The sequence below is a fragment of the Pseudomonas hydrolytica genome (assembly GCF_021495345.1).
GTDB lineage: Bacteria > Pseudomonadota > Gammaproteobacteria > Pseudomonadales > Pseudomonadaceae > Aquipseudomonas > Aquipseudomonas hydrolytica.
In genome coordinates, this window is record NZ_CP099397.1 from 1,052,905 (window position 1) to 1,079,497 (window position 26,593).

A 26,593-nucleotide genomic window follows, 5' to 3' on the forward strand; every position below is an offset into this window, starting at 1 on the left:
GCGCCTGGCTCGCCGAGGCAGGCGCTGCCTGCGCCATCACGCGGTAGCAATGGGCTGACAACGTCACTTTCCTCCCCGGCTTTTCCGGGTAGAATGCCCCCTTCGCCCGCAGCCATGCTGGCTGCCAGGTCGCGATTTGCGCCGACCTCCATCCATTCGCCGGAAGATCCTGTCGATATGTTTGCGCCTCTGTTGAAAAAACTTTTCGGAAGCAAGAATGAGCGTGAAGTCAAACGCATGCTCAAGGCGGTGCAGTCCGTCAACGCCCTCGAAGAGCAGATGATCGCCCTCTCGGACGAGCAACTGCGTGGCAAGACCGAAGAGTTCAAGGCCCGTCTGGCCAAGGGCGAAACCCTCGATCAGTTACTTGCCGAAGCCTTCGCCGTGGCCCGTGAGGCCGGCAAGCGCGTGATGGGCATGCGTCACTTCGACGTGCAGCTGATCGGTGGCATGACCCTGCACGAAGGCAAGATCGCCGAGATGCGTACCGGTGAGGGCAAGACCCTCGTAGGTACCCTGGCGGTCTACCTCAACGCACTGTCCGGCAAGGGCGTGCACGTGGTCACCGTCAACGAATACCTGGCCCGCCGCGACGCCAACTGGATGCGTCCGCTGTATGAATTCCTCGGCCTCACCGTGGGCATCGTCACCCCCTTCCAGCCGCCGGAAGAAAAGCGTGCCGCCTACGCTGCCGACATCACCTACGGCACCAACAACGAGTTCGGCTTCGACTACCTGCGCGACAATATGGCGTTCAGCCTGGAAGACAAGTTCCAGCGCGAACTGAACTTCGCCGTGATCGACGAAGTGGACTCGATCCTCATCGACGAGGCGCGTACGCCGCTGATCATCTCCGGTCAGGCCGAGGACAGCTCCAAGCTGTACATCGAGATCAACCGCCTGATCCCGCGCCTCAAGCAGCACATCGAGGAAGAGGAGGGCGTGGTGACCCAGGAAGGTCACTACAAGGTCGACGAGAAATCGCGTCAGGTCGAGCTCAACGAAGCCGGCCACCAGTACGTCGAGGAGATGCTCACCGCTGCCGGTCTGCTGGCCGAGGGTGAGAGCCTCTATTCCGCGCACAACCTCGGCCTGCTGACTCACGTCTATGCCGGCCTGCGCGCCCACACCCTGTTCAACCGCAACGTCGAATACATCGTGCAGAACGGCCAGGTGATCCTGATCGACGAGCACACCGGCCGGACCATGCCGGGGCGTCGCCTGTCCGAGGGCCTGCACCAGGCCATCGAAGCCAAGGAAGGGGTGAACATCCAGGCCGAGAGCCAGACCCTGGCCTCGACCACCTTCCAGAACTACTTCCGCCTGTACAACAAGCTGTCCGGCATGACCGGTACCGCCGATACCGAGGCCTTCGAGTTCCGTCAGATCTACGGTCTGGACGTGGTGGTGATCCCCACCAACAAGCCGATCGCCCGTAAGGACTTCAACGACCTGGTCTACCTTACCCAGGAAGAGAAGTACCAGGCGATCATCACCGACATCAAGGACTGCCAGGCCCAGGGCCGGCCGATCCTGGTCGGTACCGCCTCGATCGAGACTTCCGAGTACGTCAGCCAGCTACTGCAGAAGGAAAAGATCGAGCACAAGGTGCTCAATGCCAAGTACCACGACAAGGAAGCCGAGATCATCGCCCAGGCCGGCCGCCCGGGCGCGGTGACCATCGCCACCAACATGGCCGGTCGCGGTACCGACATCCTCCTCGGCGGCAACTGGGAAGTGGAAGTCGCTGCGCTGGAGAACCCCACCGACGAACAGATCGCGCAGATCAAGACCGAGTGGCAGAAGCGTCACCAGCAGGTGATCGAGGCCGGCGGCCTGCACGTGATCGCCTCCGAGCGCCACGAGTCGCGGCGTATCGACAACCAGCTGCGTGGTCGTGCCGGTCGCCAGGGTGACCCGGGCTCCAGCCGCTTCTACCTGTCGCTGGAAGACAACCTGATGCGCATCTTCGCCTCGGATCGGGTGAAGAACTTCATGAAGGCCTTGGGCATGCAGTCCGGCGAGGCCATCGAGCACCGCATGGTCACCAACGCCATCGAGAAGGCCCAGCGCAAGGTCGAAGGCCGCAACTTCGACATGCGTAAGCAGCTGCTCGAATTCGACGACGTGGCCAACGAGCAGCGCAAGGTGATCTATCACATGCGCAACAGCCTGCTGGCTGCCGAGAACGTCGGCGACACCATCGCCGAGTTCCGCGAGGAAGTGCTGACCGCCGCCATCAACGGCCACATTCCGCCGCAATCAATGCCCGAGCAGTGGGACGTCGCCGGCCTGGAATCCACCCTGCAGAGCGATTTCGGCCTGAAGCTGCCGATCCAGCAGTGGCTGGACGAAGACGACAAACTGTACGAGGAGACCCTGCGCGAGCGCATCCTCGCCGAGCTGGTGGCGGCCTACAACGAGAAGGAAACCCAGGCCAGTGCCGAGGCCCTGCGCACCTTCGAGAAGCAGATTCTGCTACGCGTGCTGGACGATCTGTGGAAAGACCACCTGTCGACCATGGATCACCTGCGTCACGGCATCCACCTGCGCGGTTATGCGCAGAAGAACCCCAAGCAGGAATACAAGCGCGAGTCCTTCGCCCTGTTCCAGGAGCTGCTGGAGTCGATCAAGCGCGACACCATTCGCGTGCTCAGCCATGTGCAGGTGCGTCGCGAAGACCCGGCCGAGGAAGAGGCCCGTCTGCGTCGCGAGGCCGAAGCACTGGCCGAGCGCATGCAGTTCCAGCATGCCGAAGCATCGGCGCTGGCAGCCGAACAAGATGGCGCCGAGGAAGGCGCAGTCGCCACCGCCACCGCGCCGGTGCGCAGCGAGAACAAGGTCGGCCGCAACGAACCCTGCCCTTGCGGTTCGGGCAAGAAGTACAAGCACTGCCACGGTCAGATCAACTGATCGTCGGTCCGCATGGACCGCTTGCAGTAGAGGGCGCATCAGCTATGCTGCCTGCGCCCTGACAACGCCGCGACGGCCCTGCCGCTCGCGGCGTTTTACCATTTCACCCGGCCGCCGCTGCGGTCACTGCACACTTGAAGGAGCGCTCTCTATGGCTGTTGGTCTTGGTCCGCTGTCTACCCTGCACCCGGTACCCGGTTTCGAACTGGGCATCGCCTCGGCCGGCATCAAGCGCCCGGGGCGCAAGGATGTGGTGGTGATGCGCTGCACCGAGGGTTCGCGTATCGCCGGGGTGACCACCACCAACGCCTTCTGCGCCGCGCCGGTGCTGCTCACCCGCGAGCGCCTGGGTGGCGAGGTGCGCTACCTGCTGACCAATACCGGCAATGCCAACGCCGGCACCGGTGCCGACGGTCTGGCCCGTGCGCGCCGCGCCTGCGCCCGCCTGGCCGAGCTGACCGGCGTGGCCGAAAGCGCCGTGCTGCCGTTCTCCACCGGGGTGATCGGCGAGCCGCTGCCGGTGGAGAAGATCGAGTCCGCGCTGCAGGCCGCACTGGACGATCTCAAGACCGACAACTGGGAAGCGGCCGCCACCGGCATCATGACCACCGACACCCTGCCCAAGGGTGCCAGCCGTCAGTTCCAGCACGATGGCGTGACCATCACCGTCACCGGCATCTCCAAGGGCGCCGGCATGATCCGCCCGAACATGGCCACCATGCTCGGCTACATCGCCACCGACGCCAAGGTCGCCCAGGGCGTGCTACAGGATCTGGTGCGCGACGCGGCGAACAAGTCGTTCAACCGCATCACCATCGACGGCGACACCTCCACCAACGACTGCTGCATGCTGATCGCCACCGGCCAGGCCGCACTGCCCGAGATCAGCGAGGCCTCCGGCGAGCTGTTCACCAAGCTCAAGCAGGCGGTGTTCGAGGTGTTCATGGAAGTGGCCCAGGCCATCGTCCGTGACGGCGAAGGTGCGACCAAGTTCGTCACCGTGCAGGTCAATGGCGGCGGCACCCACCAGGAATGTCTGGACGTGGCCTACGCTGTGGCCCACTCGCCGCTGATCAAGACCGCGCTGTTCGCCTCCGACCCCAACTGGGGGCGCATCCTCGCTGCTGTCGGCTATGCCGGCGTAGCGCAACTGGATGTAAGCAAGATCGACGTGTTCCTCGGTGAGGTCTGCATCGCCAGCAAGGGCTGCCGTGCCGCCACCTACACCGAAGAGCAGGGTGCAGCGGTGATGGCTCGTGAGGAAATCACCATCCGCATCGAGCTGGGCCGTGGCACCTGCAGCGAGACCATCTGGACCACCGACCTGTCCCACGAGTACGTCAAGATCAACGCCGAATACCGCACCTGAGTAACTTCGGCTTTGCACTATTCCCGCGCCTCATGCCCCATGACGCGCGGGAATTTGCTATTCGGGGTGCGGACTTTTAACGTCGAGCGACTTCTGGCATTTCAGGAACCTAGGCGAGGACACGCAAGATGGCACTGCAACTGGTGATTGGCGACAAGAACTATTCCTCCTGGTCTTTGCGCGCGGCGCTGGTGGTCGATCTGGCCGGCGCCGACTGCGAAGAGGTGTTGGTGCGCCTGTATCAGCCGGACAGCCGCGCGCAGTTGCTGCGCCATTCGCCCACCGGCAAGGTGCCGGTTCTGCTGACCGAGCAGGGCGCGGTGTGGGACTCCCTGGCGATTGCCGAGTACCTGGCCGAGTGTTATCCCGAGGCGCAGTTGTGGCCGCAGGAGCGCCAGGCTCGCGCGCTGGCGCGCAGTGTCTGTGCGGAAATGCACAGCGGCTTCACGGCGCTGCGCAGCCATCTGCCCATGGACCTGGCGCGGGACAAGGCGCTGGCCGAGCTGCCGGATGCGGCGCAGGCCGATATTGATCGCATCTGCGCGATCTGGGCCGATTGCCGCGAGCGCTATGCCAGCTCGGGCAACTACCTGTTCGGCCAGGCCAGCATCGCCGATGCTTTCTACGCGCCGGTGGCCGCGCGCCTGCGCAGTTATCATGTGGTGCTGCCGACAACGGCAGCGGCCTATGTCGAAACCATCTACCGCTGGCCGGCGTTCCAACGCTGGTATCAGGCGGCATTGCAGGAGGTAAAGGGGTGAGGCGCGTTCATGTCGCAGCAGCGGTGATTCGGGGTGTCGATGGACGCATCCTGATTGCCAGGCGCCCTCAGGACAAACACCAGGGCGGTCTGTGGGAGTTTCCCGGCGGCAAGGTGGAGGAGGGCGAGGCCGTGCGCGTCGCCCTCGATCGCGAGCTGGAAGAGGAACTGGGCATTCGCCCACAGGCGGCGCGCCCGCTGATCCAGATTCGCCATGATTACCCGGACAAACAGGTACTGCTGGACGTCTGGGAAGTGTCGGCCTTCAGTGGCGAGCCCCATGGCGCGGAAGGCCAGCCGCTGGCCTGGGTCAGTGAGCGGCAGTTGCTGGAGTATGAATTTCCCGCCGCCAACAAGCCCATAGTCGCCGCCGCGCGTCTGCCGGAGCGCTACCTGATCACCCCCGATGGCCTGGAGCCGAGCGAGCTGCTGGCCGGCATCCGCAGCGCCCTGGCGCAGGGCGTGCGGCTGATCCAGCTACGCGCACCGAACATGTTCGATGCGCAGTATCGCGACCTGGCGGTGGACGTGCAGGGGCTGTGCGCCGGCAAGGCGCAACTGATGCTCAAGGGACCGTTGGAGTGGCTGGGCGATTTTCCTGCCGCCGGCTGGCACCTGACCGCCGAGCAGCTGCGCAGGTATGCCGCTGGCGGCCGCCCCTTCCCTGAAGACCGCTGGCTGGCGGCGTCCTGCCACAGCGCCGAGGAGCTGGCGCTGGCTTCGCAGATGGGCGTGGATTTCGCCACGCTGTCGCCGCTGCAGGCGACGGCGACGCATCCCGAGGCGCCGCCGCTGGGCTGGGAGGCTGCGAGCGAGATGCTGACCCATTTCAACCTGCCGGCCTATCTGCTGGGCGGCGTTGGTCCCGGCGATATCGAGCGCGCCTGGCAGACCGGCGCTCAGGGCGTGGCGGGTATCCGCGCGTTCTGGCCGCAGTAGGGCCGCCGTACACAGCGAGCAGCCATCGCGGTGTTTCCTGGTGCGCGCGGCGCACCCTACGGCTTGTCAGCAGCCTTCCACAGTACCTCATTGACGCCCTGGCGCCTGGCGATCAGGCGGGCGGCGACGAACAGCAGGTCGGAGAGGCGGTTGACGTAGGCAAGCCCTTCGGCGCGCAAGGGTTCGACGGCATTGAGGTGCTGGCAGCGGCGCTCGGCGCTGCGGGCGAAGCTGCGGCAGACGTGGGCCTGCGCGATCAGGCGCGAGCCGCCCGGCATGATGAAGTTTTCCAGAGGCCCGACCTCCTCGTTCCAGCGGTCGATGGCGGCCTCCAGGCGTTCGATTTCGCCCTGCTGCAAAGCCTGGTACTCGGGCATCGCCAGTTCACCGCCCAAGTCGAACAGGCGATGCTGACAGGGGCTCAGCACTTCACCGATCTCCTGGAGGCCTGGCCAGGTGGCGGCGGCTTCTTCCAGGTCTGCGAGCAGCAGACCGAGCTGGCTGTTGAGCGTGTCCAGTTCGCCGATGGCTTCGATGCGCGGATGGTCCTTGCCGACCCGACGACCGTCGGCCAGGCCGGTTTCGCCCTTGTCGCCGGTGCGGGTATAGATCTTGGAGAGGCGCATGCCCATGACTCAGAGTCCTGTGTTGTCGGCAGTGGAGGCCAGTGGCAGGCGCAGGGTGAAACAGGTGCCCTGGCCCGGGGTGGAGTGCACCTCCATCTGCCCCTTGTGGTTGTTGGTGACGATGAAATAGGACACCGCCAGGCCCAGGCCGGTGCCCTGGCCGACTTCCTTGGTGGTGAAGAAGGGCTCGAAGATGCGCTTGCGCACGGCCTCGCTCATGCCGATGCCGTTGTCCTCCACCTGCACCTCGGCCCAGCCGCCGACCTGACGGGTGCGCAGGGTGATGCGGCCGGGTTCGTCGTCGTCGCGCTGGTGGATGGCCTGGGCGGCGTTCTTCAGCAGGTTGAGCAGCACCTGTTCCAGTTCGTTGGCGGTGGCGGCTACCGGGCCCAGCTGCGGGTCGAAGTCGCGGACGATCTGCAGGGCCTTGAAGTCGAAGCTGTCGGTCAGATCGAAGTCGTTGCCGGCGATCTCCAGCGCCTGGTCGATCAGGGCGGGCAGGTCGCAGGGCGACAGCTGACGATCGCTGCGGCGACTGAAACTGAGCATGTGGCTGACGATCTTGGCGGCACGCTGGCCGGCCTGCTGGATGCCGTCGAGCAGCCGTGGCACCTCGCGCGCCTGCATGTACTGCTCGATGGCCTCCAGGCTGACGCCGGCCTGCTCGGCCTGCTCGCGGTTCTTCTCCAGTTCCGGCGACAGGCGCCTGCGGATGTTCTGCACGTTATGCAGGATGGCGCCCAGCGGGTTGTTGATCTCGTGAGCCATGCCCGCGGCCAGCCCGCCGACCGAAAGCATCTTTTCCGATTGCACCATCATCTCTTCCAGGGCCAGGCGCTGGGTGATGTCGTCGATGCGGATCACCACGCCACGCCCGGTGCCGCCCATCAGCGGGTAGAAGGTCAGGGCGTAATGGCGCGGGTCCTCGTCCTTGTGCCAGGTAACCCGTTCGATCTTCTCCACCCGATGCTGCTCGGCGGTGCGCCGCAGCTGCGGCAGGAAGGGCTTGAGCGGCGGAAAGGCGAGAAACACCGGTTGGTTCAGCGCCTCGTCCAGGCGGGTACCGGACAGGGCGCTGGCCTCCTGATTCCACTGGGTGACGTAGAGCTGCTCGTCGAGGGCGATCAGCGCCGAGGGCATGGAGTCGATGATGCTGTTGAGGTAGTTCTGAAAGCCGGTGAGCTTCTTCTCGATCTTGCTGCGCACCTGCACTTCCAGTTCCAGCTTGCGGTTGGAATGGCGGGTTTCCTCGGCCAGGCTCTGGGCCTGATCGAAGGCCTGCTGGGCGTCGTCGCGGGCGCGCTTGAGCTGCTGTTCGCGCGCTTCGATGCGCATCAGCATGGTGTTGAAGGCATCGGCGAGGCTGCCGATCTCGTCCTGGTTGCCGCGGGTGGCGCGCAGCGCATAGTTCTCCTCGCGGGTGACCTGGCGCGACAGTTCCTCCAGGCGGCGGATCGGCTTGGTCACCAGGCGCTTGATCTGCCTGGCCACCAGCAGCCAGAGCAGCACGCTGAGGGCCAGAATCGCCAGGCTGGCGCTCAGCGTGCCGGTGTAGAACACCCCAGGCAGCTCGCTGGAAGCCACCAGCAGCAGGGCGCCGGGGCGGCCACTGGGGTGTGGCAACTCCACCAGCAAATTGGTGCGAAAGGCGGTTTCGCGCCAGTGCTGCAGCTGGCTCAGCTGTTGCGGTAGCTGCAGTTTCTCGCCGCGCTGCAACTGCGCCAGGCTGACGCCGTTGCTGTCGTAGATCACCGCCGCACGCAGCGGCGCGTAATCGTCCAGGCGCTTGAGCAGGGCTTCGGCCGAGGCCGGCGAGTGCAGCGCCTCCTTGCTCAGGGTGGGGCTGGCGATCAGTCGGCCGAGGGTGTGCAGGGCCTGGGGCGCCATGCTCTCCTGGGTGATCCAGTAGGCCGCGCTGATAAAGGCCAGGTTGGCGATCAGCAGCACCGCGGCGAGCAGCACCAGCAGCGCGGCGAGCAGTTTGCGGCCGACCGGCAGGTTGTCGAGGCGCTGACGCAGTCTCATGGGGCTATCGCTGTGGTGGATGAAGGCGGCAGGTTAGCGCGGCCGGTCGCCCCTTGTCATGCCGCCAGGCGTGTGGCGGATGTGGCCATGTAGGCGGCCTGCGTTGTCAGTCCAGCGGCAGACCGCGCGCGGCGAGGTGGCTGAGCAGGCGCTGCTGCAGGTGTTGCAGGTGCGGCAGATGCAGGTCGTGACGCTGCGCCGCGGCGCAGGCGTAGCCGAGCAGGTAGGCGATCTCGGTGCGCCGCCTCTGGGCGACATCCTGATGCATGGAGGAGTAGTTGAGGGCGGTGGCTGCAATCACCCGCTGCACCTCTTCATGCAGGTTATCGGCCGCTGCCGGCTGGCCGCAGCGTTGCAACAGTTCGCCGAGTTCGGCGCACAGCGTGGCGACTTCGGCCGGATGCTCGCGCAGACCGCCGTTGCGGCAGTCATGCAGCACGGTCAGCGGGTTGATCGCACAGTTCAGCGCCAGTTTGCGCCACAGCCGCGCGAGGATGTCCGGAGTCCATTGATGGGGAATGCCGGCGCGCTGCAGCTCGTCCAGCCACGCCGGCGGCGTCGGATCGAGCGGGTCGCCCAGCCAGGTGTGACCATGGCCGGCGAACACCACCTCGAAGCCGGGCTGGCGAAAGGCGCCCTCGGTACTGGAGAGAAACAGGCAGCGCTGCCCGGGCAGACGCTGCGCGACGCCATCCTGGCTGCCCAGGCCGTTCTGCAACAGCAGCAGCTCGGCGCCTTCGGCCAGGCGCGGCGCCAGTTCCGTTGCGGCGGCCTGCGCGTCGTAGGCCTTGCAGGCCAGCAGCAGGCGGTGGATGGGCGCATCGGCCTGGGGTAGTTCGGCGGGAATGGCGTAGTGGCTGGGCGCGCCGTCTTCGATCAGGGTCAGGCCGCCGGCCGCCTGGTATTCGGCCAGGCGCTCCCGGTTGCGCAGGATCAGCCGGACCGGCAGCCCGGCACGCGCCAGCCGCGCGGCCCACAGGCTGCCCAGGCTGCCGGCGCCCAGTACATGCCAGGTCATGGCAGCGGCAGGCGCGTGGCCGCGACCCGACCGCTGGCGTAGGACTCCGGCAGCAGGTTCTCGGCGTGCTGCAGCAGTTGCTCGGGGGTAGCGGGCAGGGCCTTGGCATCCAGGCCGACCAGGCTGATGCCGGCCTTGAGGGTGATGAAGCCCTCGCTGGTCTTGAAGGCCTTCAGGTTGAGGCCTTCATGCAGACGCTTGAAGCTGCTCGGGGAGCATTCATGCAGGTCTTCGAGCAGGGTGATCAGGCCGAAGTGGTTTTCGTCCAGCCGGGTCAGCACGTCCAGCGGGCGCACCAGCTGTTGCAGACGGCGTGCCACGCCATGCAGCAGTTCGTTGTAGAAGCGGTCGCCATACTGGCTGCGCAGCTGGCCGGCCTCCTGCAGGCCGATCAGCAGGTAGCACACCGCACCGCCGCGCGACTCGATCTGGCGCAGGCTGTCGGTGAGCTTCTGGCGCAGATAGCGCGGGTTGCCCAGCCCTGTGAGCGGGTCGACCAGATTGCGCCGCTCCAGGCTGGCGATGTTCTGCGTCAGCATGCGGTTTTCCTGCAGCAGGCGCTGCAGGGTGTTGCACAGGCGGTCGGCGGCGTAGACGCGCGGCACCAGTTGCTCGTTCATCGCTGCCTTGCTGATGAAATCGTCGACGCCGCGGTCGAAGGCCTCGCCCAGCACGTTCTCGCCTTCCTTGCCGGTGAGCAGAATGACGTAGGTGTAATGGTCGGCGGTTTCGTCCAGCTGGCGCACCCGGGCGGTCAGCTCGAGGCCGTCAATCTCCGGCATCAGCCAGTCGGCCAGCAGCACGCTGGCGGGGCGCTGTTCGAGCAGTTGCAGGGCCTCGGCGGCGCTGCTGGCGAAGCGTACGTCCTGATAGCCGGCCTGGCTCAATGCGCGACCGATCATGGCGCTGGAGAACTTGGCGTCGTCCACCACCAGGATGCTGAGATGGGGGTTTGGCATGGGGCAGGCTCGCAGGCAGGGAGGAAGGACGCCAAACGGCGTTTTACAGACTGGTTATAATGGGCCCGCCATAGTTATCGTCAAGTCAGGCGCGTTCACTCCGTGAAGAGGATCGCGCCGTCCATCAGGAGCACGCTCATGCCTTCTTTCGACGTGGTGTCGGAACTGGACAAACACGAACTGACCAACGCGGTCGACAATGCCATCAAGGAGCTCGATCGCCGCTTCGATCTGCGCGGCAAGTGCAGCATCGAGAGCAAGGACAAGACCCTTACCCTGACTGCCGAGGCCGAGTTCATGCTCGAGCAGATGCTCGACATCGTGCGCAGCAGCCTGATCAAGCGCAAGATCGATTGCCAGTGCATGGAGGCCAAGGACCCCTATGCTTCCGGCAAGGTGATGAAGCAGGAGGTGACCTTCCGCGAAGGCATCGACAAGGAGCTGGCGAAGAAGATCGTCGCCCACATCAAGGATGCCAAGCTCAAGGTGCAGGCCGCCATCCAGGGCGAGCAGGTGCGCGTCACCGGCAAGAAGCGCGACGACCTGCAGGAAGCCATCGCTCTGCTGCGTGGTCACGAGTTCGGCATGCCGCTGCAGTACAACAACTTCCGCGATTGAACCTTTGCGGCGCCCAAGCGTCGCAGACCCTGTCTGATAGCATTCTGACCGCCATGGCATGCCATGGCGGTTTCGTTTCATGTACGGGAAACAGGAGCACCCTATGGAGATGAACGTCGACGAACTGGTGAAAATGTCCGAGGCCTGGCTGCCCGTGGTGCTGGAGTACAGCGGCAAGCTGACCCTGGCGGTGATCACCCTGCTGATCGGCTGGTGGCTGATCGGTCGGCTGACCGCCAGCATCGGGCGTCTGCTCGAGGCGCGGCGCGTGGATCGGGCGCTGAGCAGCTTTATCGGCAGCCTGGTGAGCATCGTGCTGAGGGTGCTGCTGCTGATCAGCGTAGCCTCGATGATCGGCGTGGAGACCACCTCCTTCATCGCCATGATCGGTGCCGCGGGTCTGGCCATCGGCCTGGCCCTGCAGGGCAGCCTGGCCAACTTCGCCGGCGGCGTGCTGATCATGCTGTTTCGCCCGTTCCGCGCCGGTGACTGGATCGAGGCGCAGGGCGTGTCCGGCAGCGTCGACAGCATCCAGATCTTCCACACCACGCTCAAGACCGCCGACAACAAGGTGGTGATCGTGCCCAATGGCGCGCTGTCCAACGGCCACATCACCAATTTTTCGCGCGAGCCGCGGCGCCGTGCCGACATCAATATCGGCATCGATTATTCCAGCGACATCAAGCGCGCCCGTGAGGTGCTGCTGGAGATCGCGCAGGATCCGCGCGTGCACCTCGAGCCGGCGCCGGTGGTGTTCGTCACCGGCCTGGGTGACAGCGCGGTGAATCTGTCGCTGCGCGTGTGGGTGGCGACGGGGGATTTCTGGCCGGTGACCTTCGCCTTCACCGAACTGGCCAAGGAGCGCCTGACCGAAGCCGGCATCGGCATTCCGTTCCCGCAACGGGTGGTGCATCTGGCCAAGGCCGATTGACACCGGACTGGCAAGTTGGTGTGTTCTGCGCGTAGCGCTATTTATCGCTGGGCCAAGATCATTAGCGTGGCGATCTTGTGTACTGGTTTCGCCCCTCACGGGCGAGTCACTTTCTCTTGCTTGCCCAAGAGAAAGTAACCAAAGAGAAGGGCACCCCAACATCCGGCCCCGGCTACGCCGGGGTTCCCTCGCTCCATCACCGCTCCAGGGGCACGCCGCGAAGGGCCATCCCTGGCCCATCGCGGCTCTCGCGACATCCATGTCGCTCAACCCCTTCCACAGTGATTCCACTCGGCCTCCTGAAGGGGAATTGGGCGTCGTCTGTGAGGTCGCGATGTAGGAGCAGAGCAGAGGCACATGTGAGGGGGTTAGAGGTATGGCACAGGGAGGGGGTGGCCGGAAGATGCCGGGGAAAGCCGGAAGAGCCCGGATGACGCGGGGTGTGGGCGGGCTGCTTGTGCCAAAGCAGCGCGAAGTAGAAACGGGCCGTTTTTTGGAGTGGTGGCCGGATTTCGCGAATGCTTTGGCATTGCAGCCTTAGACCATCCAGCCCCCCGCCCATACCACGCGGCCGATGATATGCAGCTCGGCCAGGCGATCCCTGGGCACGATGATCGGTTGGTACTCCTTGTTGTGGCTGATCACGCGCACCGAGCCATCGAAGTCGCGCTGCAGGCGCTTTGCATAGAGATGGTCATCAAGCATCACCACATAGACACCCTCACCCTCAAGCGCATTGCGGCTCAGGTCGATCATTACGGTGTCGCCATCTTCCAGCAGGCCGGTCATCGAGTCGCCGTCTACACGCAGGCAGGCCAGGTCAGAGGGCGTCAGGCCCTTCTTGCGCAAGCTGTAGCGCGTGAAGGACAGCTCCACCAGAACGCGGCTGCGTTCATTCCAGGCGCCGCTGCCTGCACTGCAGCGGGCGTCATACAGCGGGACGTAGGCATACACATCGTCATCCTTGACCTGGGGTGCTTGCCTTTCAACCTCATTCCCTTTGCCCGTCATCAGCCATACCAGGCTCACGCCAGTGCACTCAGCCAGAGTGATCAGCATTTTTCGGGTGGGCTCACCTCCCTTCAGATATCGCTGAATCCCGCTCTGGGAGATCCCCGACCTCTTCGCTAAAGCGTTAGCACTACCCGCTATCTGCACCAGCCTTTGCAGGCGTTGCAGGAAGGCATCTGCGCTTTCAGCTTCGGCATTCGAACTTGAAAGCCGCATGGCTTCGTCAGTTTCAAGTTTCAACTTAGCGCAACCTATTGATTTATAAGGATTTAACTCTTTAGAGCGTAAAAACAAACCCCAAAGAACCAATTGCCTAACCTGAAAGCGTTTACTTTCATGTTCTATAGCGCTATGTTTATGCCGTAAGACACGTTAAACATCACCACATGACCACCCCGCCAGGCGGTCTTTGGATCACGACATGAACACAGCGGAAATCCCATCTGACCCAGCTCTGCGCTGGGAGTGGATCAAGTTCCAGCTACGGGCCAAAGGCACGTCGCTGGCGAAACTGGCGCGCGAGCAGCACGTCACCGGGCCAGCCCTGAAGAACGTAAAGCGCACGCCCTACCCACGTATGGAGCGCGTTATCGCTAAAGCACTAGGCATTACCGTCCAGGCGCTGTGGCCAGAACGCTGGGATGCCAATGGCAACCCCAATCGTCAGCGCCCCAAGCGCCCGGAGGCTATGTCCGCGCGTATGCAAAAGCATAACGCAGCTTATGACCTTGGGCACCGTAAAACAGGGACGGATAAGTAGACATGAGTCGCGGAAAAATGTTGCGGGACGACCGCACCTTCGATTTGTTCGAGATCCCACAGCCAGTTCTGGCAATACCTGGTCAGGGCAATTACTCGGTACAGGTGAGCGAGATTGTCGGCGAGATGCTCAAGGGCGCCGCCGTTGATCGCTACGAGATCGCCACCTGCATGTCGCGCTTGTCCGGCGATGACGTGACGAAGCACATGCTCGACGCCTGGGCCAGCCCAGCCCGCACCGATCACAACCTTCCTTTCTATAGAGCGGCACTGCTCGAAGAGGTGTGCGCCAGTCACCTGCTGACCAACTGGCTGGTAAGCCTGCGCGGTGGCCGGGTGGCCTACGGGCGTGATGCTCTGCTGGCCGAACTGGGGCGCCTGGAGCGAACCCGCGATGAGTCGGCACGTCAGGCCCGTGAACTCAAGCGGCGGCTTGGTGGCGACCATGCGTAAGTGGTTCGCCGCTGGAGAACTAGCCGGCTTGCCTGGAATGCCGAGCACCGTGCAAGGCGTCAACCTGCGCGCGAAGCGCGAAGGCTGGGAAGCACAACTACGTTTGGGACGAGGCGGTGGCCAGGAATATAGCCTCGCCGTTCTGCCCGCCGAGACGCAGGCCGCGCTGCTGGCGCGCCTGGTCAATGATGCCGAACCCCAGGCAGAAGTCGCGCCCATCCAAGCGCATGAAATCGCGTTGCGTGACGACATTTCAGCGTCACGCCTTACCGATGATCAACGTAGCGTGATGACGGCGCGCCTGGCATTCGTGCGTGAAATCGAGCGCATGAGCCAGGTGGTCAGCCAGCAGCGGGCCATCATGACGCTGATTGGCCTGGCGCGTGACGGCCAGCTCAAGACTCGTATCGCCGCCGCCATCATTGTTGCTACGCCAGTCGTTGCCCTGTTTGAAGGGCGCAACCTGGTGGCCTACCTCGACCCGGTGGGCATCCCGACCATTTGCGAGGGCTGGACGTATGGGGTGCGCCTTGGCGACATCGCGACGGATGCCGAGTGCGACGAAAAAACCCGGCTCGCGCTGCAGGAAGCCGCGAGCATCTTCGAGCGCTGGGTGCCCGCCAAGGTCATCGCCACCATGGACACCAAGAGCATCGCGGCATTCCTGTCCCTGATCTACAACACCGGCCCCGGCAAGCCAGGCGTCAAAGACGGGTTTGTCTGGCTCAAGAATGGCCGGCATTCGACCATGCTGCTGCACCTGCAGGCCGGTCGCATCGAGCCTGCATGCGCGCAACTCAGCTACTGGGTGAGCGCTGGCGGCCGCAAGCTCAAGGGGCTGGAGCGCCGCCGAGCGGCTGAGCGACAGTTGTGTGAGGCCGGCCTATGACCTGGCTTACCAGTCTGCGCCTCTGGCTGCCCCTGGTGCTGATTGCCGCCCTGGGTCTGCTGGTCAACCACCTGGAGCGATCCGCCTACAAAGACGGCTACGCCAAGGCACGCGACGAGGGCGCTCTCGCCCTGGAGAAGCTGCGCGGCGAGCACCAGGAACAGGAGCTGGTCCGCGCCCGCGCTGCCGAAGCCAGTGCCAAAGCCGCCGCCAAACGCCTGCAGGAAGAACAGGCCCGCAACGACAAGCTCGCGACCGACCTGGCCGAGCAACAACGCCAACACCGTCAAACCACCGACCGACTCTCTGGGGAGATAGCCCGTGTCAATGACCTCTACCGCAAGGCGCTTGATGCCGAGCCTGAGCCGCTGCCTGCTTGCGTCTTCACTGCTGGCTTTGTCCGCGTGTGGGACGAAGCCACCGGAGCCCGTACCCGAGCCGCTGTGCCCGCCGCCGCAGATCCCGGCCGAGCTGCTGCGCAAAGGTCACCTCGAACACGCAGACCCCACCCTCGCGGGTGGACTCGCTGAAGCTCACGTCGGTGGCCACCGCCGACATCGTGCCCATATAAGGGTGCACAAGGGTGGCGGCACCAGGTGCGTCCAGGGCCTCGATCAGCTTGTCGCGCTGCAGGTCGTAGTCGTCGCCGGCAACGAAGAACGCCAGGCGCCATTCCTTGGCCCGGCGCCCCATGTCCTCGGCATAAGGCACGTCGCGGCGCGGGTACTCATGCACCAGCCAGCGCCGGCCGGCAGTGGTGTCGGCCCGCTCTACATAGAACTCCACGCCCCGATAGCTGCCGCGCAGCTCCGGGTCAATACGATCACGCCAGGTCATGTGCTACGCTCCTGGCATTCATGTCAAAGGAGGACAACGCATGAAACCCATCGAGAGAGCGGCTCTTATTGCCGGTATTGCAGGCCTTGTTGCAGGCTGCGGGCTTGCATGGCTTTTTGAAGGTGCCAGCGTGTGGTTCTACGTTCTTGGCGGTGCCGCGCTTGCTGGCGGTATCTTCGCTGCAGCGAGCAAAGACATAGAGGCCAAGCAAGCGGCGAAAAGTGAGTAGCATCACTGCACCACCCCCAGCAGGCCGCTTTCCACGCTGTAGTCCAGGCCGCCATTGGCTTTCATCGACGCCACGCGCGCGCGGCCTTCCTGATCGATCTTGATCCGCAATTCACCGCCCACGTCCTGGCGCCCTGGAGCAACCAGGGGCGCCGGGCGGTTGCTGAATGCTGGCGGGCCAAGCTTCGGCGCCGCAGCTGCACCGGCAGGAGCCGCAAGGCTCTGCGACAGACCGCCCCCCGTCATCCAGTCCGGCAGCCAGCCGGTCAAGGCGCTGACCTTCTGTTTCAGCCAGCCTGTAAGCTGCTCGAAGCGCTCGGCGAGGGGCTGACGGGCTTCTCCCTGGGTGCCATCGAGCGCGACCTGGCTGCGGTGGTCGACGGCCTCGATCAGTTCGTGGGCGATATCGCCGAGGAGATCACCAGCGTGATCCGCTTCCCGGTGAACATCGTCGGCCTGGTGCTGGGCGGTTACAACCGCATCCGCAATGCGGTCATGCGCCCGGTCAACGCCCTGGACTTGTACAGCGGCAACAGCGTGCTGTCCCTGGGCGGTTCTGGCCGGCTGCGCACCACCGCCGGCACCCCGGCCAGGGCAGTACGCATGCTGCGCGAGGCCGGTACCGCTGGCGACTCGGTAGCCGTTCCCTTGGCCGGCACCCCGGAGAGCACCCAGCGGGCCGGCAACATTTTGGCGGCCAACCAGTTGAATGGGCGCCTGGCCGCAACGACCGCAGCCCGCGTAGTGGCCGAGACCGACTGGCTGGCTCGCCAGGACGCCGATGCAGCCGCCCAGGATGCCCTGGCCCTGATCGATCACGCGCTGCAGACGGATGAGCCGGTCAGCGATGACGTTTACAACGCCCTGGTCGCGTTGCGCGCGGCGCTGTCGACGGATCTGCGCACCCGCGCCCTGGCCATGCCGAACCTGACCCAATACACGCCGCAGGCCACCCTGCCGGCCGTGGTGATCGCCCACCGCCTTTACGGCGATGCGACCCGCGCCGACGAGATCTGCGTGCGCAACAACGTCCGCCACCCCGGCGCCCTGCGCGGCGGGATGGCTCTGGAGGTACTCAGTGAGTGATGAGCAGGTGATTCTGCAGATTGGCAGCGACCGGCACACCGGCTGGCAGGAGGTGAGCATCCGCCTGAGCCTGGAGCAGATGGCCGACGAGTTCCAGTTGAGCCTGACCGAGCGCTGGAGCGAGTCCGGCGACGTGCGCCCGGTATCGCCTGACGAGCCCTGCACCGTATCGATTGGCGACGAGCTGGTGTTGACCGGCTACCTGGACGAGGTGCTGCCGGACTATGACGCGGAGACCCACACCATCGTCGCCAACGGCCGCAGCAAGGCCGGCGACCTGGTCGATTGCAGCGGCCGCGAACAGCGCCTGGACGGTCGCACGCTGCAGCAGATTGCGGCGACTTTGGCACAGCCCTACGGCATCGAGGTCGTGGACACCGTGGGCGCGACCAAGCCGTTCCGGGCGTTCGTGCTCGAGGACGGGCAGCCCATCGGCGAGGCCATCGAGCGTGCAGCACAGATCCGGGGCGCTCGGGTAGTCAGTGACTCCCAGGGGCGCCTGCTGATCGTCCACGCCGTTCAGCGGGAGATCCGTACCGCCCTGGTGCTGGGGCAGAACATCCGCCGTGCCTCTGGCGTGTTCAGCAACCGCGACCGTTTCAACCAGTACATCGTCGAGGGCCAGACGCCGGGCAGCGATGAATGGAGCGGCGTGCAGGCATCGGCGCCGCTTGGCCGTGCGCATGATCCGCGCGTGCGTCGCCCCCGCAGCACCCTGGTGGTCTGCGATACCCCTGCTGACAGCCGGGACTGCGCCGCACGGGCCGAGCTGGAGGCGCGCATGCGCTGGGCCAAGGGGCGTGGCGTGACCTACACGGTGGACGGCTGGAAGCACGAGCAAGGCGTCTGGCGGCCGGGCGACCTGGTGCCGGTAAAGGACGCATACCTCGGCCTCGACGAGCAGCTCCTGGTCAGCGCCGTGCAACTGATCGAGGGCAATGATGGGCGCCGCGCCGAGATCCGTGTGGTGCCGCCTGCAGCGTTCGAGCCTGTTCCGATCCCCGAGCCGGAAGCATCCGGCGGCGGGGCGAATGACTGGGGGTGGTGATGGATCAGCGCACGATGTCTCGCCTGCTCAGCCCCATTTGGCGCCGTATGCGCCTTCTGGTGTCTCGCGGCGTACTGAAGATGGTGGCCGACGAGCAAACCCTGCAGAGCGTGCAGGTCACGCTGCTGGGCGAGTCGCCGGCATGGGCCGAGCGCTTCCAGCAGTACGGCATTACCTCGGTACCGCACGGCGGCGCCGAGGCCGTGGTGGCGTCCGTGGGCGGCGCCCGCGCGCACCTGGTTGCACTGGTGGTTGATGACCGCCGTTACCGCATGTCCGGGCTTAAGGGCGGCGAAGTGGCCATCTATGACGATCTGGGCCAGTCCGTACACCTGACCCGCGAGGGCATTGTGATCAAGGGGGCTGGCCTGCCGCTGGCGTTCGTCGACTGCCCGGTGGTGACCATGGACGGCGACCTCGAGGTCGCCGGCAACGTGCGCGACCACACCAGCACCATGCAGGGCATCCGCGATATCTACAACGACCACCACCACGGTGGGCCAGGCCCGACGCCGGGGATGAACTGATGGATATCGCCCTGGTTTACGACCCCAACGCCAAAGCCTTCGACCTGGCCATCGCGGGCGGCGACCTGGTGGTCGACAGCGGCCTGGAGACCGCCGTGCTGCTGTCGCTCTACACCGACCGTCGTGCCCTGGCCGAGGACGTGCTGCCGGACGACGGCACCGACCGTCGTGGCTGGTGGTGCGACGCCTACTCGGATCGCCTGCAAGGCTCGCGCCTGTGGCTGCTGAGCCGCGAGAAGGACCTGGACCGCGTTCTGCGCCGTGCCGAGGAATACGCCAGCGAGGCGCTGGACTGGCTGATTGAGGACGGCATCGCCAAGGCCGTTGACGTCGAGGCCATCCACCTGCGGCGTGGCGTGCTGCAACTGATCGTGGGCATCGAACGCCCGACCGGCGCCGCCGTAGTGCGCCGTTATGACTATGTATGGGGATTGAACGATGGGCTTTAAGCGTCCGGCGCTGCCCGAGCTGATCGGGCGAATCGACAACGACCTGGTGTCGCGCCTGCCAGGCGCGCAGGCCGAGTTGGCCAGCCGCCTGACTCGCATTCTGGCAACCGGCGAAGCCGGCGTTGCCCATGGCCTTTACGGCTATTTGCAGTGGTTGGAGAAGCAACTGTTCCCCGAGACCTGCGACGACGACCTGCTGCACCTGCACAGCGTTGGCGTACCACGGCGCCAAGACAGCACCGCCACCGGGCCGCTGATCTTCACCGGTACCACAGGTGCCGTGATCGATGCCGGCACCTTGGTGCAGGTCGATGGGCAGGAATACCGAACCGTCCAGGACGTCACCCTTGTGGCCGGAACTGCGACTGTCGAGATCGAGGCGTTGACTCCTGGTAGCGCCGGCAGCCGGCCGGCTGGCGTACAGATGACGCTGGTCTCGCCCGTGGTAGGCGTGAACGCTACAGCGACTGTCGGGGCGGCCGGCATCACGGGTGGCGCCGACATCGAGAAGTTCGATAGCTGGCGTGACCGCATCATGCGCCGCCGTGCCCGCATTCCTCGCGGTGGCGCCGAGGGCGACTGGGCCGAATGGGCACTGCAGGTGCCGGGTGTGACCCGAGCGTGGGAGGACCCGCTGGGCATGGGGCCGGGCACCATCGTTATCCGCATCATGGCTGATGACGCTGCCGATGGGCCGATGCCGTCGCTGCAGCTCCTGCAGGAAGTCTTCGACTATATCGCCACTCAGCGCAACGTCACCGCGCACGTGTACGTCATTCCGCCGGTGCCGGCACCGTTCGTGCCGCAACTGCGGGTGACGCCGGACAACACCGGCACCCGGACGGCCGTCGAGCAGGCGCTCCAGGATCTGGTCCTGCGTGCCGGCAAGCCGGGCGGCACGCTGACCATCTCGTCGATTCGCACTGCAATTGGCACTGCTGCAGGCGTGACTGACTACGAGCTGGAATGGCCGACCGCCAACGTCACCCATGCGCACGGCCATTTGCCGATCTGGGGAGGTGCCGAGTGGCTGGCCTGACGGCTAACGACTACCGCCAGCAGCTGTTCGCGCTGCTGCCGCCGGGCATCGTTTGGAATGCTGATCCGACATCGATGCTGCAGCGCCTGCTGGCCGGCCAGGCGCGAGAGTTCGCCCGCATTGACGAACGTGCGCAGGCACTGCTGATCGAGGCCGACCCGCGCCAGGCCTTGTACACCTTCGAGGACTGGGAAGCCAGCTATGGCCTGCCATCGGCCTGCGCGCCGGCCGTGCAGTCCATGGCCGACCGCAAGGCGGCGCTGATAGGCCGCATCGTTGGCCGGGGCGGCATGACCATCCAGGACTACCTGGATCTGGCCGAAGGGCTCGGCTATGCCGGCGCCCAGGTGATGGAGTTTCGAGAGGCCACCGTCGAGGTCGACACACCGACCGGGCACACCGGAGCGGTGATCGGCGACGACATGAACGGCGCGGACTGGGATCTGACCTGGCGCGTGCTGCTACCCAACGGCGTGGTGCGCGAGTCCGTCATCGGCGAAGCCGTGATCGGCGATCCGCTGCGCTCCTGGGGCGATGAACTCATTGAATGCTCGCTGCGGCATGCCGCGCCGAGCTGGCTAATCCTGCAAGTTGGATATCTGGAGGGGTAAATGGAAAAGGTAGGTGCATACACCGACCGGGTCACCGAGAGCGGCGAATGGCGCCCCGGCAACCCGGCCTCGGGACAGCAGGCCACGCCGATGCTGGCGGGCTATTTCAACATGATGCAGCGCGAGCTGGTGGCGGTGGTCGAGGCGGCGGGCTTGGCGCTGGATGTAGAAGACGACACGCAACTACTCAAGGCCTTTCGTGCGCTGACGGACGGGGCTGTTCTGAGCTTCTCGGAGAGCGTCGTTCTTCCCGCCAAGCCTGGCTTATTCCTGCTCAGCGCCGGTGGCGGCGCACGAACATTCTACTTACCACCCAGCGATAGCGTGGGTGGGGCCTCCGATGGCATTGAGGTTGTCGTGCGGCGGTCAGATGCGTCCGCGAATGTCCTCGTTCTGGCTGTCAGCGGTGACGACAAGCTCATGCTGGATACCACAGCTAACGCTGCCGGACAGACTACGACTGAGCTTCTGTTTGCAGGCGATTATCTGCGCCTGCGCAGCGACGGTGCTGGAAAGTGGTGGTGCGTTGGGCAGGCGCAGTTGCCGGCCAGTATCGCGACGGGTTTCGTGAAATGGGATGTGGCGGGCGTTTACACATTTACCGTCCCTGCAGTGCTACGCGCCGGCCGACGAAGGGCTCTAAGTAAGGCCACTGGAGCCGGCGGTGCCGGATCAAGGATCAATACAAGCAGCGGCGGCGGCGGTGGCGCCGGCGCAACCGGTTTCAAAGTGCTGGACTTGATCGGGGTGACATCGTTGCCAATCACCGTAGGTGCGGGTGGCGCGCCGGCAGCTAGCGGAGTGAATGGCAACAACGGCGGCGCAACCTCCATCGGGGCCCTCATGACCGCCAACGGCGGTAGCGGTTCCACCTCTGCGGGCCAGGGCGGTAATGGGTCAGGGAACGCACCGGGGGCCGATTTTGTGATTCCGGGCAGTGGTGGCGAGAACCGCGGCTACTTCCTTACTGAATCCAGCTCTAGCTATTACACGGCTGGCGGTGGTGGCGGTTCGTACTGGGCCGGCGGCGCCAGGGCGCACGGTGTCGCGACTCCTTCCGCCGGCTTCGACGGTGCGGTCGGTGGCGGCGGTTCTGGCTCTACCGGCTCTAACCCGGCCGGCCGCGGTGGCGACGGCGTTGTAACTATCGAATGGTGATGATTATGTGGGCGCGAATCGACAGCGGTACCGTGGCCGAAACCACGGAAATCAATCCTGCCGGACGTTATCACCCCTCGTTGGAATGGGTTGAATGTCCGCCCGAAGTCAAGCCTGGTTGGCTTTATAGCAACGGGGCGTTCTCGCCACCGGAAAGCAAGCCTCAGGTAGTGACCAAGGAGGACGTAGATGCGGAACGGGATCGTAGGATCGATTCTGGCGTTGAGTTCGCTGGCGTCGTGTTCCAGTCGCGGGCGACCGACCGCGAGAACATCGCTGGCGCCGCCCAGCTTGGCTTCATGGCAATGGTTGCGGGTGTTCAGCCCGGCGACTTGCGTTGGGCTAATCCGGATCAGGACTTCACCTGGATCGCTTTGGACAACAGCCTCGTGCCGATGGATGCTCAAACGGTGGTGGCCTTTGGCAAGGCGGCGGCGGAGCGCAAGCAAGCGCTGATCTTCGCCGCGCGGCAGCTCAAGGACATGTCCGAGATCCCGGCCGACTACACCGACGACAGGTGGTGGCCATGATCATGATGGGGCGCTTTCCTCTGCCGCTGAATGTGCAGCTGCTCGATGGCGGCGAACTGGCCCGCCTACTCACCGAGTTCATGTACCACGACCCGACCGGGCCGACTGTACACGTGCCAGCCGGCTTCGAGACGGACTTCGCCAGCGTGCGCCCGCTGCGCAACATCGCCGTGGGCCTGCTGGCCCTGAGCTTAGTGATTGGCTGGTTCCTGCCGGTGCTGGGCGCGACGGTCGGCACTGCTGGCTATGGCGCCCTGGCGCTGTATGCCAGTGTCGTCGGCTATGGCCACGCGGCGGCGACCATTCATGACCGTCTGTACGCCACGGGGGAGTTGTCTCGCGATTGGGCGGATCGGGTGTTCTACAACGCCCTGCGTGCCAGTGGCATTGCCCGATGGCGAGCCTGGTTGATGTATGCCGGCGTCCGCCTCGGTGGGCACTGGCGCTACAAGAAGAAGTAAAGAGAGGCGACCCGTTTCGAGTGTTCCAGCACCCAAACGGGCCGCAGCTGGGATATCCAGGCGGATCCGGTTGGGCTGTTCTGATTGATCTGGCCAGATACTCATATAAATAGCCCGCCATGTGGCGGGCTCTACCTATGATTGATGGCTAGACCCACGCTCAAGCTGTCTCCTTGCTAAGCACCTGGCCGAGGATGCTGACAAGCAGTCTGAACGGTACGGTGTCGTTGCCGCCCTCAGCAAGCTTGCGGCCAGGTGCTGAATAGACCGCCAGCTCCCTGTCTAGGAGGATGCGTGCAGCGTTCACCATCGTTCCCTCTAAAGGGTTTGGCACCAGTACTAGTAGTTCGGCATAGAGTTCATAGCCTTGCTCGCCCTCAGCAGCTAGGGGGTTTACCAGGATGCTGAACTCCTTCCCGAGCACCTTGCCATTCATCCTCCATGGTGCGGGTGATACTGGCTCAATTGATGCCCTAAATCCCTTGAATTGGTCGCACATTGATGGCCAGTAGTCGGCCAAATACTCCAACTGATGCTCGATTCTCTTCCACCCGTTGGCCAACCCAGCAAGGTGACGCTCCGCTTCTTTGTAATCATCCACCAGTTTCATGCTTTTCCCTCTTGCAGCAGTCTGTGATAGCCGGAAGCCAGTAAAGTCGATTCAAGGGCGTTTCTCAATGCCAAAGATGCCGCAAAGCGGTGGCACCCATCGCTATACGAGGCATGCCAAATCCACCGCCAGGCTGTGCCAAAGTCGGCGCGCCCTTACAGCACAGACGCAGGAGCGGTTGTGCTTTAGAAAATCTCGCAAGCTCGCGACCCGGTCCCGTCAGGAGGCCGAGTGGAGGTGTTGCGTAGGGGGGCGAGCCGCAGGGATGCGGCGAGAGGCTTAATGGGCCAGGGACGGCCCATGTAAGCCGGCCCCCGGAGCGGCACCGGAGCGAGGGAAGTTTCGCGCAGCGAAACCCGGATGCCGGGTGCCCTTCTTTGGCACACCTTTCTTGGGCAAGCAAGAAAGGTGTGGCGCCCGTAAGGGGCGCAACCCAAACATTCAGCTGACGCGGTAACGGATAGTGCCAAGCCAGTAAGCGATACGCACACAAACTTGCCAGTTCGGTATCAGGCCTTTTCCGCCGGGGCCACCGGGGCGTCTCCGTTGGGCTGGCGTCTGTCACGGCCCCACTGGAGGGCGATGAGAATCAGCGTCGGGATGCCCAGCAGCGCGGTGGCGAGGAAGAAGTGGGCGTAGCCGAGCTTCTCCACCATCACCCCGGAGTAGCCGCCGATCAGGCGCGGCAGCAGCAGCATGATGGAGCTGAGCAGCGCGTACTGGGTGGCGGAGAACTTCAGGTTGGTCAGGCTCGACAGATAGGCGACGAAAGCGGAGGTGGCCAGGCCGGCGCTGAAGTTGTCGCAGCTGATGGTGACGATCAGCATGTTCAGGTGCGGGCCCATGCCTACCAGCAGCATGAACAGCAGGTTGGTCGCCGCCGAGGCGAAGGCGCCGATCAGCAGGATCGGCATGATGCCGAAACGCACGATGAGCAGGCCGCCGACGCCGGCACCGAGGAGGGTCATGATCAGGCCGAACACCTTGCTGACGCTGGCGATCTGTTCCTTGGTGAAGCCCTGGTCGATATAGAAGACGTTGGCCATCACCCCCATCACCGTGTCGGACAGGCGATAGGTGGCGATCAGGCTCAGCAGCAGCAGCGCCTGCCAGCGATAACGCACGATGAAATCGTTGACCGGCGTCAGCACCGGCGCCATGCCGCCCCAGAACAGGCTGGAAATGGACAGGCCGGTGAGCAGGGTATAGAGCAGGGCGCGCAGGAAGGCGCGGTCGTAGTACAGCAGGTCTTTCAGGCTCAGCTGGCCCTGCAGCATCAGCAGCAGATCGCTGTCGTAGTACTGGGTGACCATCGCCGGCACGGAGATCAGCAGAATGATCAGCAGCAGCACGGAAAGTAGCTGGTGGAAGAAGCCGTACTTCGCCGCCGCGGTCTTCAGCACCGGCGCCAGGCCGCCCCAGAACAGCCCGGAGGCGCTGACGCAGGCCAGCGCGGTATAGAGCATCGCCCGCATGAACGCGCGGTCGTTGTAGAGCAGGCTCTGCACCGTCACGTCGCCCAGCAGCGTCGCCACCAGATCGCTCTGGTAGAACTGGATGAACAGGGTGGGCACGGAGATCACCAGCACGATGACCGCCATGATCGCCAGCAACTGATGGAAGAAGCCGTGCTTGGGCGGCGGCGCATGGATATGCGGCGGGGCCGGCGGTTCGCGCATCCAGATGGAGGTGAGCAGCCCCGGCAGCATCAGCAGGGCAAATACCAGGTAGGTGCCGGCCCAGGCGCTGAACTGATAGTTCTTCGCGGTGGAGCCGAAGCCCTCGGCAAAGTACAGCGCGCCTGCGGTGGCCAGCAACGCGGCGACGCGGTAACCGGTCATGTAGGCGGCGGCCAGGGCGGCCTGATGCTCGTCGCCGAGAATCTCCAGGCGGTAGGCATCCACGGCGATGTCCTGAGTGGCCGAGGCGAAGGCCACCAGCACGGCCAGGGCGATCAGCCAGGACAGGTGGGTCTGCGGGTCGAAGTTGGCCATGCCGACCAGGCCGATGGCGACCAGCCCCTGAGCCAGCACCAGCCACGAGCGACGGCGGCCGAGCTTGCCCAGCAGCGGCAGGCGCCATTGGTCGAGCATCGGCGCCCATACCCACTTGAAGGCGTAGGCCAGGCCGATCAGGCTGGCGAAACCGATGGTCTCGCGCGCCACGCCGGCTTCGCGCAGCCACACCGAGAGGGTCGAGAACACCAGCATGTAGGGCAGGCCGGCGGCGAAGCCGAGAAGCAGCAGAGCCAGGGTGGCGGGATTGGCGTAGGTGGCGAGGGCTTCTCGCCAGGATTTGCGTGGCATCAGGCTCGAATCTGGGGCAGGGGTATCGGATTGGTAGCGCACTCTAACTGTTGTGCTCCATCGGGCGCCAGCCGTGCCGACGCATATCCACACGTTCGTTCAGGATGCTGACGCCCTCGGCGCGCAGGCGGGCCCGCTGCTCGGCGCCCGAGGCGCTGCCGGCCGCCAGACTCAGGCGTCCGCCGGCCGCGATCACGCGGTGCCAGGGTAGCGTCGTGCCCTCCGGCAGTTGGCTCAGGGTACGCCCGACCCAGCGCGCGGCGCGGCCAAGCCCGGCCAGCTGGGCCAGTTCGCCATAGCTGACGACCTTGCCGCTCGGCACCTGCGCCAGCACCAGATACAGGGCCTCGCGGCGGGCGTCGGCGCTTGCCGGCGGCGGCGCCTGCCATGCAGACTCTGGCGGGTTCGTTCCAGTCATGTGGGTCTTCCTTAT

General features: G+C 64.9%; 28 protein-coding genes and 1 pseudogene. 19 read left to right on the forward strand and 10 right to left on the reverse strand.

All coding sequences use genetic code 11. From position 1 onward, the window contains the following. The first annotated feature begins 177 nt into the window (after window positions 1-177). From secA to L1F06_RS04800, 4 genes are all read left to right on the forward strand, one after another. The gene (gene secA, locus L1F06_RS04785; protein ID WP_129484009.1) at window positions 178-2,913 is read left to right on the forward strand and encodes a preprotein translocase subunit SecA; all 2,736 of its coding nucleotides are present in this window, start codon (window positions 178-180) and stop codon (window positions 2,911-2,913) included. Window positions 2,914-3,064: 151 nt separating this feature from the next. Then, window positions 3,065-4,282, forward strand: coding sequence for a bifunctional glutamate N-acetyltransferase/amino-acid acetyltransferase ArgJ (gene argJ / locus L1F06_RS04790; protein ID WP_129484007.1), 1,218 nt, complete (start codon window positions 3,065-3,067; stop codon window positions 4,280-4,282). Window positions 4,283-4,410: 128 nt separating this feature from the next. Beyond that, window positions 4,411-5,043 carry a glutathione S-transferase family protein gene (locus L1F06_RS04795; protein ID WP_129484005.1) on the forward strand — a complete coding sequence of 211 codons (633 nt, stop codon included), beginning with the start codon at window positions 4,411-4,413 and terminating at the stop codon, window positions 5,041-5,043. Next, on the forward strand, window positions 5,040-5,981 hold the full coding sequence (locus L1F06_RS04800) for a Nudix family hydrolase (RefSeq protein ID WP_011921035.1): 942 nt from the start codon (window positions 5,040-5,042) through the stop codon (window positions 5,979-5,981). The genes L1F06_RS04795 and L1F06_RS04800 overlap by 4 nt, the downstream gene beginning before the upstream one ends. 56 nt (window positions 5,982-6,037) lie before the next feature. Here the strand turns inward: L1F06_RS04800 and L1F06_RS04805 are convergent, their stop codons facing one another. From L1F06_RS04805 to L1F06_RS04820, 4 genes and pseudogenes are all read right to left on the reverse strand, one after another. Continuing rightward, window positions 6,038-6,613: a cob(I)yrinic acid a,c-diamide adenosyltransferase gene (locus L1F06_RS04805; protein WP_011921036.1), complete on the reverse strand. Its 576-nt coding sequence runs from the start codon at window positions 6,611-6,613 to the stop codon at window positions 6,038-6,040. 3 nt (window positions 6,614-6,616) lie between these two features. Further along, window positions 6,617-8,632: a HAMP domain-containing sensor histidine kinase gene (locus L1F06_RS04810; RefSeq protein ID WP_003243009.1), complete on the reverse strand. Its 2,016-nt coding sequence runs from the start codon at window positions 8,630-8,632 to the stop codon at window positions 6,617-6,619. A 106-nt stretch (window positions 8,633-8,738) separates the two neighbouring features. After that, the gene (locus L1F06_RS04815) at window positions 8,739-9,650 is read right to left on the reverse strand and encodes a putative 2-dehydropantoate 2-reductase (RefSeq protein ID WP_129484003.1); all 912 of its coding nucleotides are present in this window, start codon (window positions 9,648-9,650) and stop codon (window positions 8,739-8,741) included. After that, a pseudogene (locus L1F06_RS04820) lies at window positions 9,647-10,615 on the reverse strand (response regulator); the annotation flags it as partial. The pseudogene L1F06_RS04820 and the gene L1F06_RS04815, both read right to left, overlap by 4 nt. A gap of 132 nt (window positions 10,616-10,747) precedes the next feature. Here L1F06_RS04820 and L1F06_RS04825 point away from each other — a divergent pair. Together L1F06_RS04825 and L1F06_RS04830 are read left to right on the forward strand one after the other, a co-directional pair. Next, window positions 10,748-11,227, forward strand: coding sequence for a YajQ family cyclic di-GMP-binding protein (locus L1F06_RS04825; protein ID WP_003243014.1), 480 nt, complete (start codon window positions 10,748-10,750; stop codon window positions 11,225-11,227). A 103-nt stretch (window positions 11,228-11,330) separates the two neighbouring features. Beyond that, window positions 11,331-12,158 (forward strand): mechanosensitive ion channel family protein, encoded by an 828-nt coding sequence (locus L1F06_RS04830; RefSeq protein WP_003243016.1) that lies wholly within the window; start codon window positions 11,331-11,333, stop codon window positions 12,156-12,158. Window positions 12,159-12,695: 537 nt separating this feature from the next. Here the strand turns inward: L1F06_RS04830 and L1F06_RS04835 are convergent. After that, entirely contained in the window at window positions 12,696-13,409 is a 714-nt protein-coding gene (locus tag L1F06_RS04835; RefSeq protein WP_252576731.1) for an XRE family transcriptional regulator, read from the reverse strand. A 181-nt stretch (window positions 13,410-13,590) separates the two neighbouring features. Here L1F06_RS04835 and L1F06_RS04840 point away from each other — a divergent pair, with 181 nt between their 5' ends. Genes L1F06_RS04840 through L1F06_RS04850 form a run of 3 tightly spaced genes read left to right on the forward strand, consistent with a single transcriptional unit; the run spans window position 13,591 to window position 15,270 of the window. Beyond that, on the forward strand, window positions 13,591-13,929 hold the full coding sequence (locus L1F06_RS04840; RefSeq protein WP_129484001.1) for a helix-turn-helix domain-containing protein: 339 nt from the start codon (window positions 13,591-13,593) through the stop codon (window positions 13,927-13,929). A gap of 2 nt (window positions 13,930-13,931) precedes the next feature. Further along, entirely contained in the window at window positions 13,932-14,381 is a 450-nt protein-coding gene (locus tag L1F06_RS04845; protein ID WP_129483999.1) for a hypothetical protein, read from the forward strand. Further along, window positions 14,374-15,270, forward strand: a complete 897-nt coding sequence (locus L1F06_RS04850; RefSeq protein WP_252576732.1) for a glycoside hydrolase family protein — start codon at window positions 14,374-14,376, stop codon at window positions 15,268-15,270. The genes L1F06_RS04845 and L1F06_RS04850 overlap by 8 nt, the downstream gene beginning before the upstream one ends. 384 nt (window positions 15,271-15,654) lie before the next feature. On the opposite strand, the gene L1F06_RS04855 is transcribed toward L1F06_RS04850, so the two are convergent. Next, window positions 15,655-16,107 (reverse strand): DNA circularization N-terminal domain-containing protein, encoded by a 453-nt coding sequence (locus L1F06_RS04855; RefSeq protein WP_129483995.1) that lies wholly within the window; start codon window positions 16,105-16,107, stop codon window positions 15,655-15,657. A gap of 40 nt (window positions 16,108-16,147) precedes the next feature. Here L1F06_RS04855 and L1F06_RS04860 point away from each other — a divergent pair, with 40 nt between their 5' ends. Further along, on the forward strand, window positions 16,148-16,336 hold the full coding sequence (locus L1F06_RS04860) for a hypothetical protein (protein WP_129483994.1): 189 nt from the start codon (window positions 16,148-16,150) through the stop codon (window positions 16,334-16,336). Window positions 16,337-16,338: 2 nt separating this feature from the next. Here L1F06_RS04860 and L1F06_RS04865 read toward each other — a convergent pair whose 3' ends face one another. Then, the gene (locus tag L1F06_RS04865; protein ID WP_129483992.1) at window positions 16,339-16,605 is read right to left on the reverse strand and encodes a hypothetical protein; all 267 of its coding nucleotides are present in this window, start codon (window positions 16,603-16,605) and stop codon (window positions 16,339-16,341) included. Window positions 16,606-16,731: 126 nt separating this feature from the next. On the opposite strand from L1F06_RS04865, the gene L1F06_RS04870 reads away from it, so the two are divergent. The 9 genes from L1F06_RS04870 to L1F06_RS04910 are packed head-to-tail and all read left to right on the forward strand — an operon-like array spanning window position 16,732 to window position 23,244. Then, window positions 16,732-17,421: a hypothetical protein gene (locus tag L1F06_RS04870; protein WP_252576733.1), complete on the forward strand. Its 690-nt coding sequence runs from the start codon at window positions 16,732-16,734 to the stop codon at window positions 17,419-17,421. Beyond that, complete coding sequence (locus tag L1F06_RS04875; protein WP_129483990.1) at window positions 17,414-18,469, forward strand: phage baseplate assembly protein; 1,056 nt, start codon at window positions 17,414-17,416, stop codon at window positions 18,467-18,469. Before L1F06_RS04870 ends, L1F06_RS04875 begins: the two co-directional genes overlap by 8 nt. Window positions 18,470-18,483: 14 nt before the next feature. After that, the gene (locus tag L1F06_RS04880; RefSeq protein ID WP_252576734.1) at window positions 18,484-18,996 is read left to right on the forward strand and encodes a phage baseplate assembly protein V; all 513 of its coding nucleotides are present in this window, start codon (window positions 18,484-18,486) and stop codon (window positions 18,994-18,996) included. After that, on the forward strand, window positions 18,996-19,445 hold the full coding sequence (locus tag L1F06_RS04885; protein WP_129483988.1) for a phage GP46 family protein: 450 nt from the start codon (window positions 18,996-18,998) through the stop codon (window positions 19,443-19,445). The genes L1F06_RS04880 and L1F06_RS04885 overlap by 1 nt, the downstream gene beginning before the upstream one ends. Continuing rightward, window positions 19,435-20,484: a baseplate J/gp47 family protein gene (locus L1F06_RS04890; RefSeq protein ID WP_129483987.1), complete on the forward strand. Its 1,050-nt coding sequence runs from the start codon at window positions 19,435-19,437 to the stop codon at window positions 20,482-20,484. The genes L1F06_RS04885 and L1F06_RS04890 overlap by 11 nt, the downstream gene beginning before the upstream one ends. Further along, window positions 20,472-21,095, forward strand: coding sequence for a YmfQ family protein (locus tag L1F06_RS04895; RefSeq protein WP_177491325.1), 624 nt, complete (start codon window positions 20,472-20,474; stop codon window positions 21,093-21,095). Before L1F06_RS04890 ends, L1F06_RS04895 begins: the two co-directional genes overlap by 13 nt. Further along, on the forward strand, window positions 21,096-22,253 hold the full coding sequence (locus L1F06_RS04900; protein WP_129483985.1) for a glycine-rich domain-containing protein: 1,158 nt from the start codon (window positions 21,096-21,098) through the stop codon (window positions 22,251-22,253). It begins immediately after the preceding gene. A 5-nt stretch (window positions 22,254-22,258) separates the two neighbouring features. Continuing rightward, the gene (locus tag L1F06_RS04905) at window positions 22,259-22,783 is read left to right on the forward strand and encodes a DUF4376 domain-containing protein (RefSeq protein ID WP_129483984.1); all 525 of its coding nucleotides are present in this window, start codon (window positions 22,259-22,261) and stop codon (window positions 22,781-22,783) included. Beyond that, window positions 22,780-23,244, forward strand: a complete 465-nt coding sequence (locus L1F06_RS04910; protein ID WP_252576735.1) for a DUF1353 domain-containing protein — start codon at window positions 22,780-22,782, stop codon at window positions 23,242-23,244. Before L1F06_RS04905 ends, L1F06_RS04910 begins: the two co-directional genes overlap by 4 nt. A 160-nt stretch (window positions 23,245-23,404) precedes the next feature. On the opposite strand, the gene L1F06_RS04915 is transcribed toward L1F06_RS04910, so the two are convergent. From L1F06_RS04915 to L1F06_RS04925, 3 genes are all read right to left on the reverse strand, one after another. Continuing rightward, a complete protein-coding gene (locus tag L1F06_RS04915) occupies window positions 23,405-23,854 on the reverse strand; it encodes a hypothetical protein (protein ID WP_129483983.1) in 450 nt (149 codons plus the stop codon). Between the two features lie 509 nt (window positions 23,855-24,363). After that, complete coding sequence (locus L1F06_RS04920) at window positions 24,364-26,160, reverse strand: AmpG family muropeptide MFS transporter (RefSeq protein ID WP_129483981.1); 1,797 nt, start codon at window positions 26,158-26,160, stop codon at window positions 24,364-24,366. A gap of 43 nt (window positions 26,161-26,203) precedes the next feature. Further along, window positions 26,204-26,578 (reverse strand): MGMT family protein, encoded by a 375-nt coding sequence (locus L1F06_RS04925; protein WP_003243020.1) that lies wholly within the window; start codon window positions 26,576-26,578, stop codon window positions 26,204-26,206. Window positions 26,579-26,593: the final 15 nt, after the last annotated feature.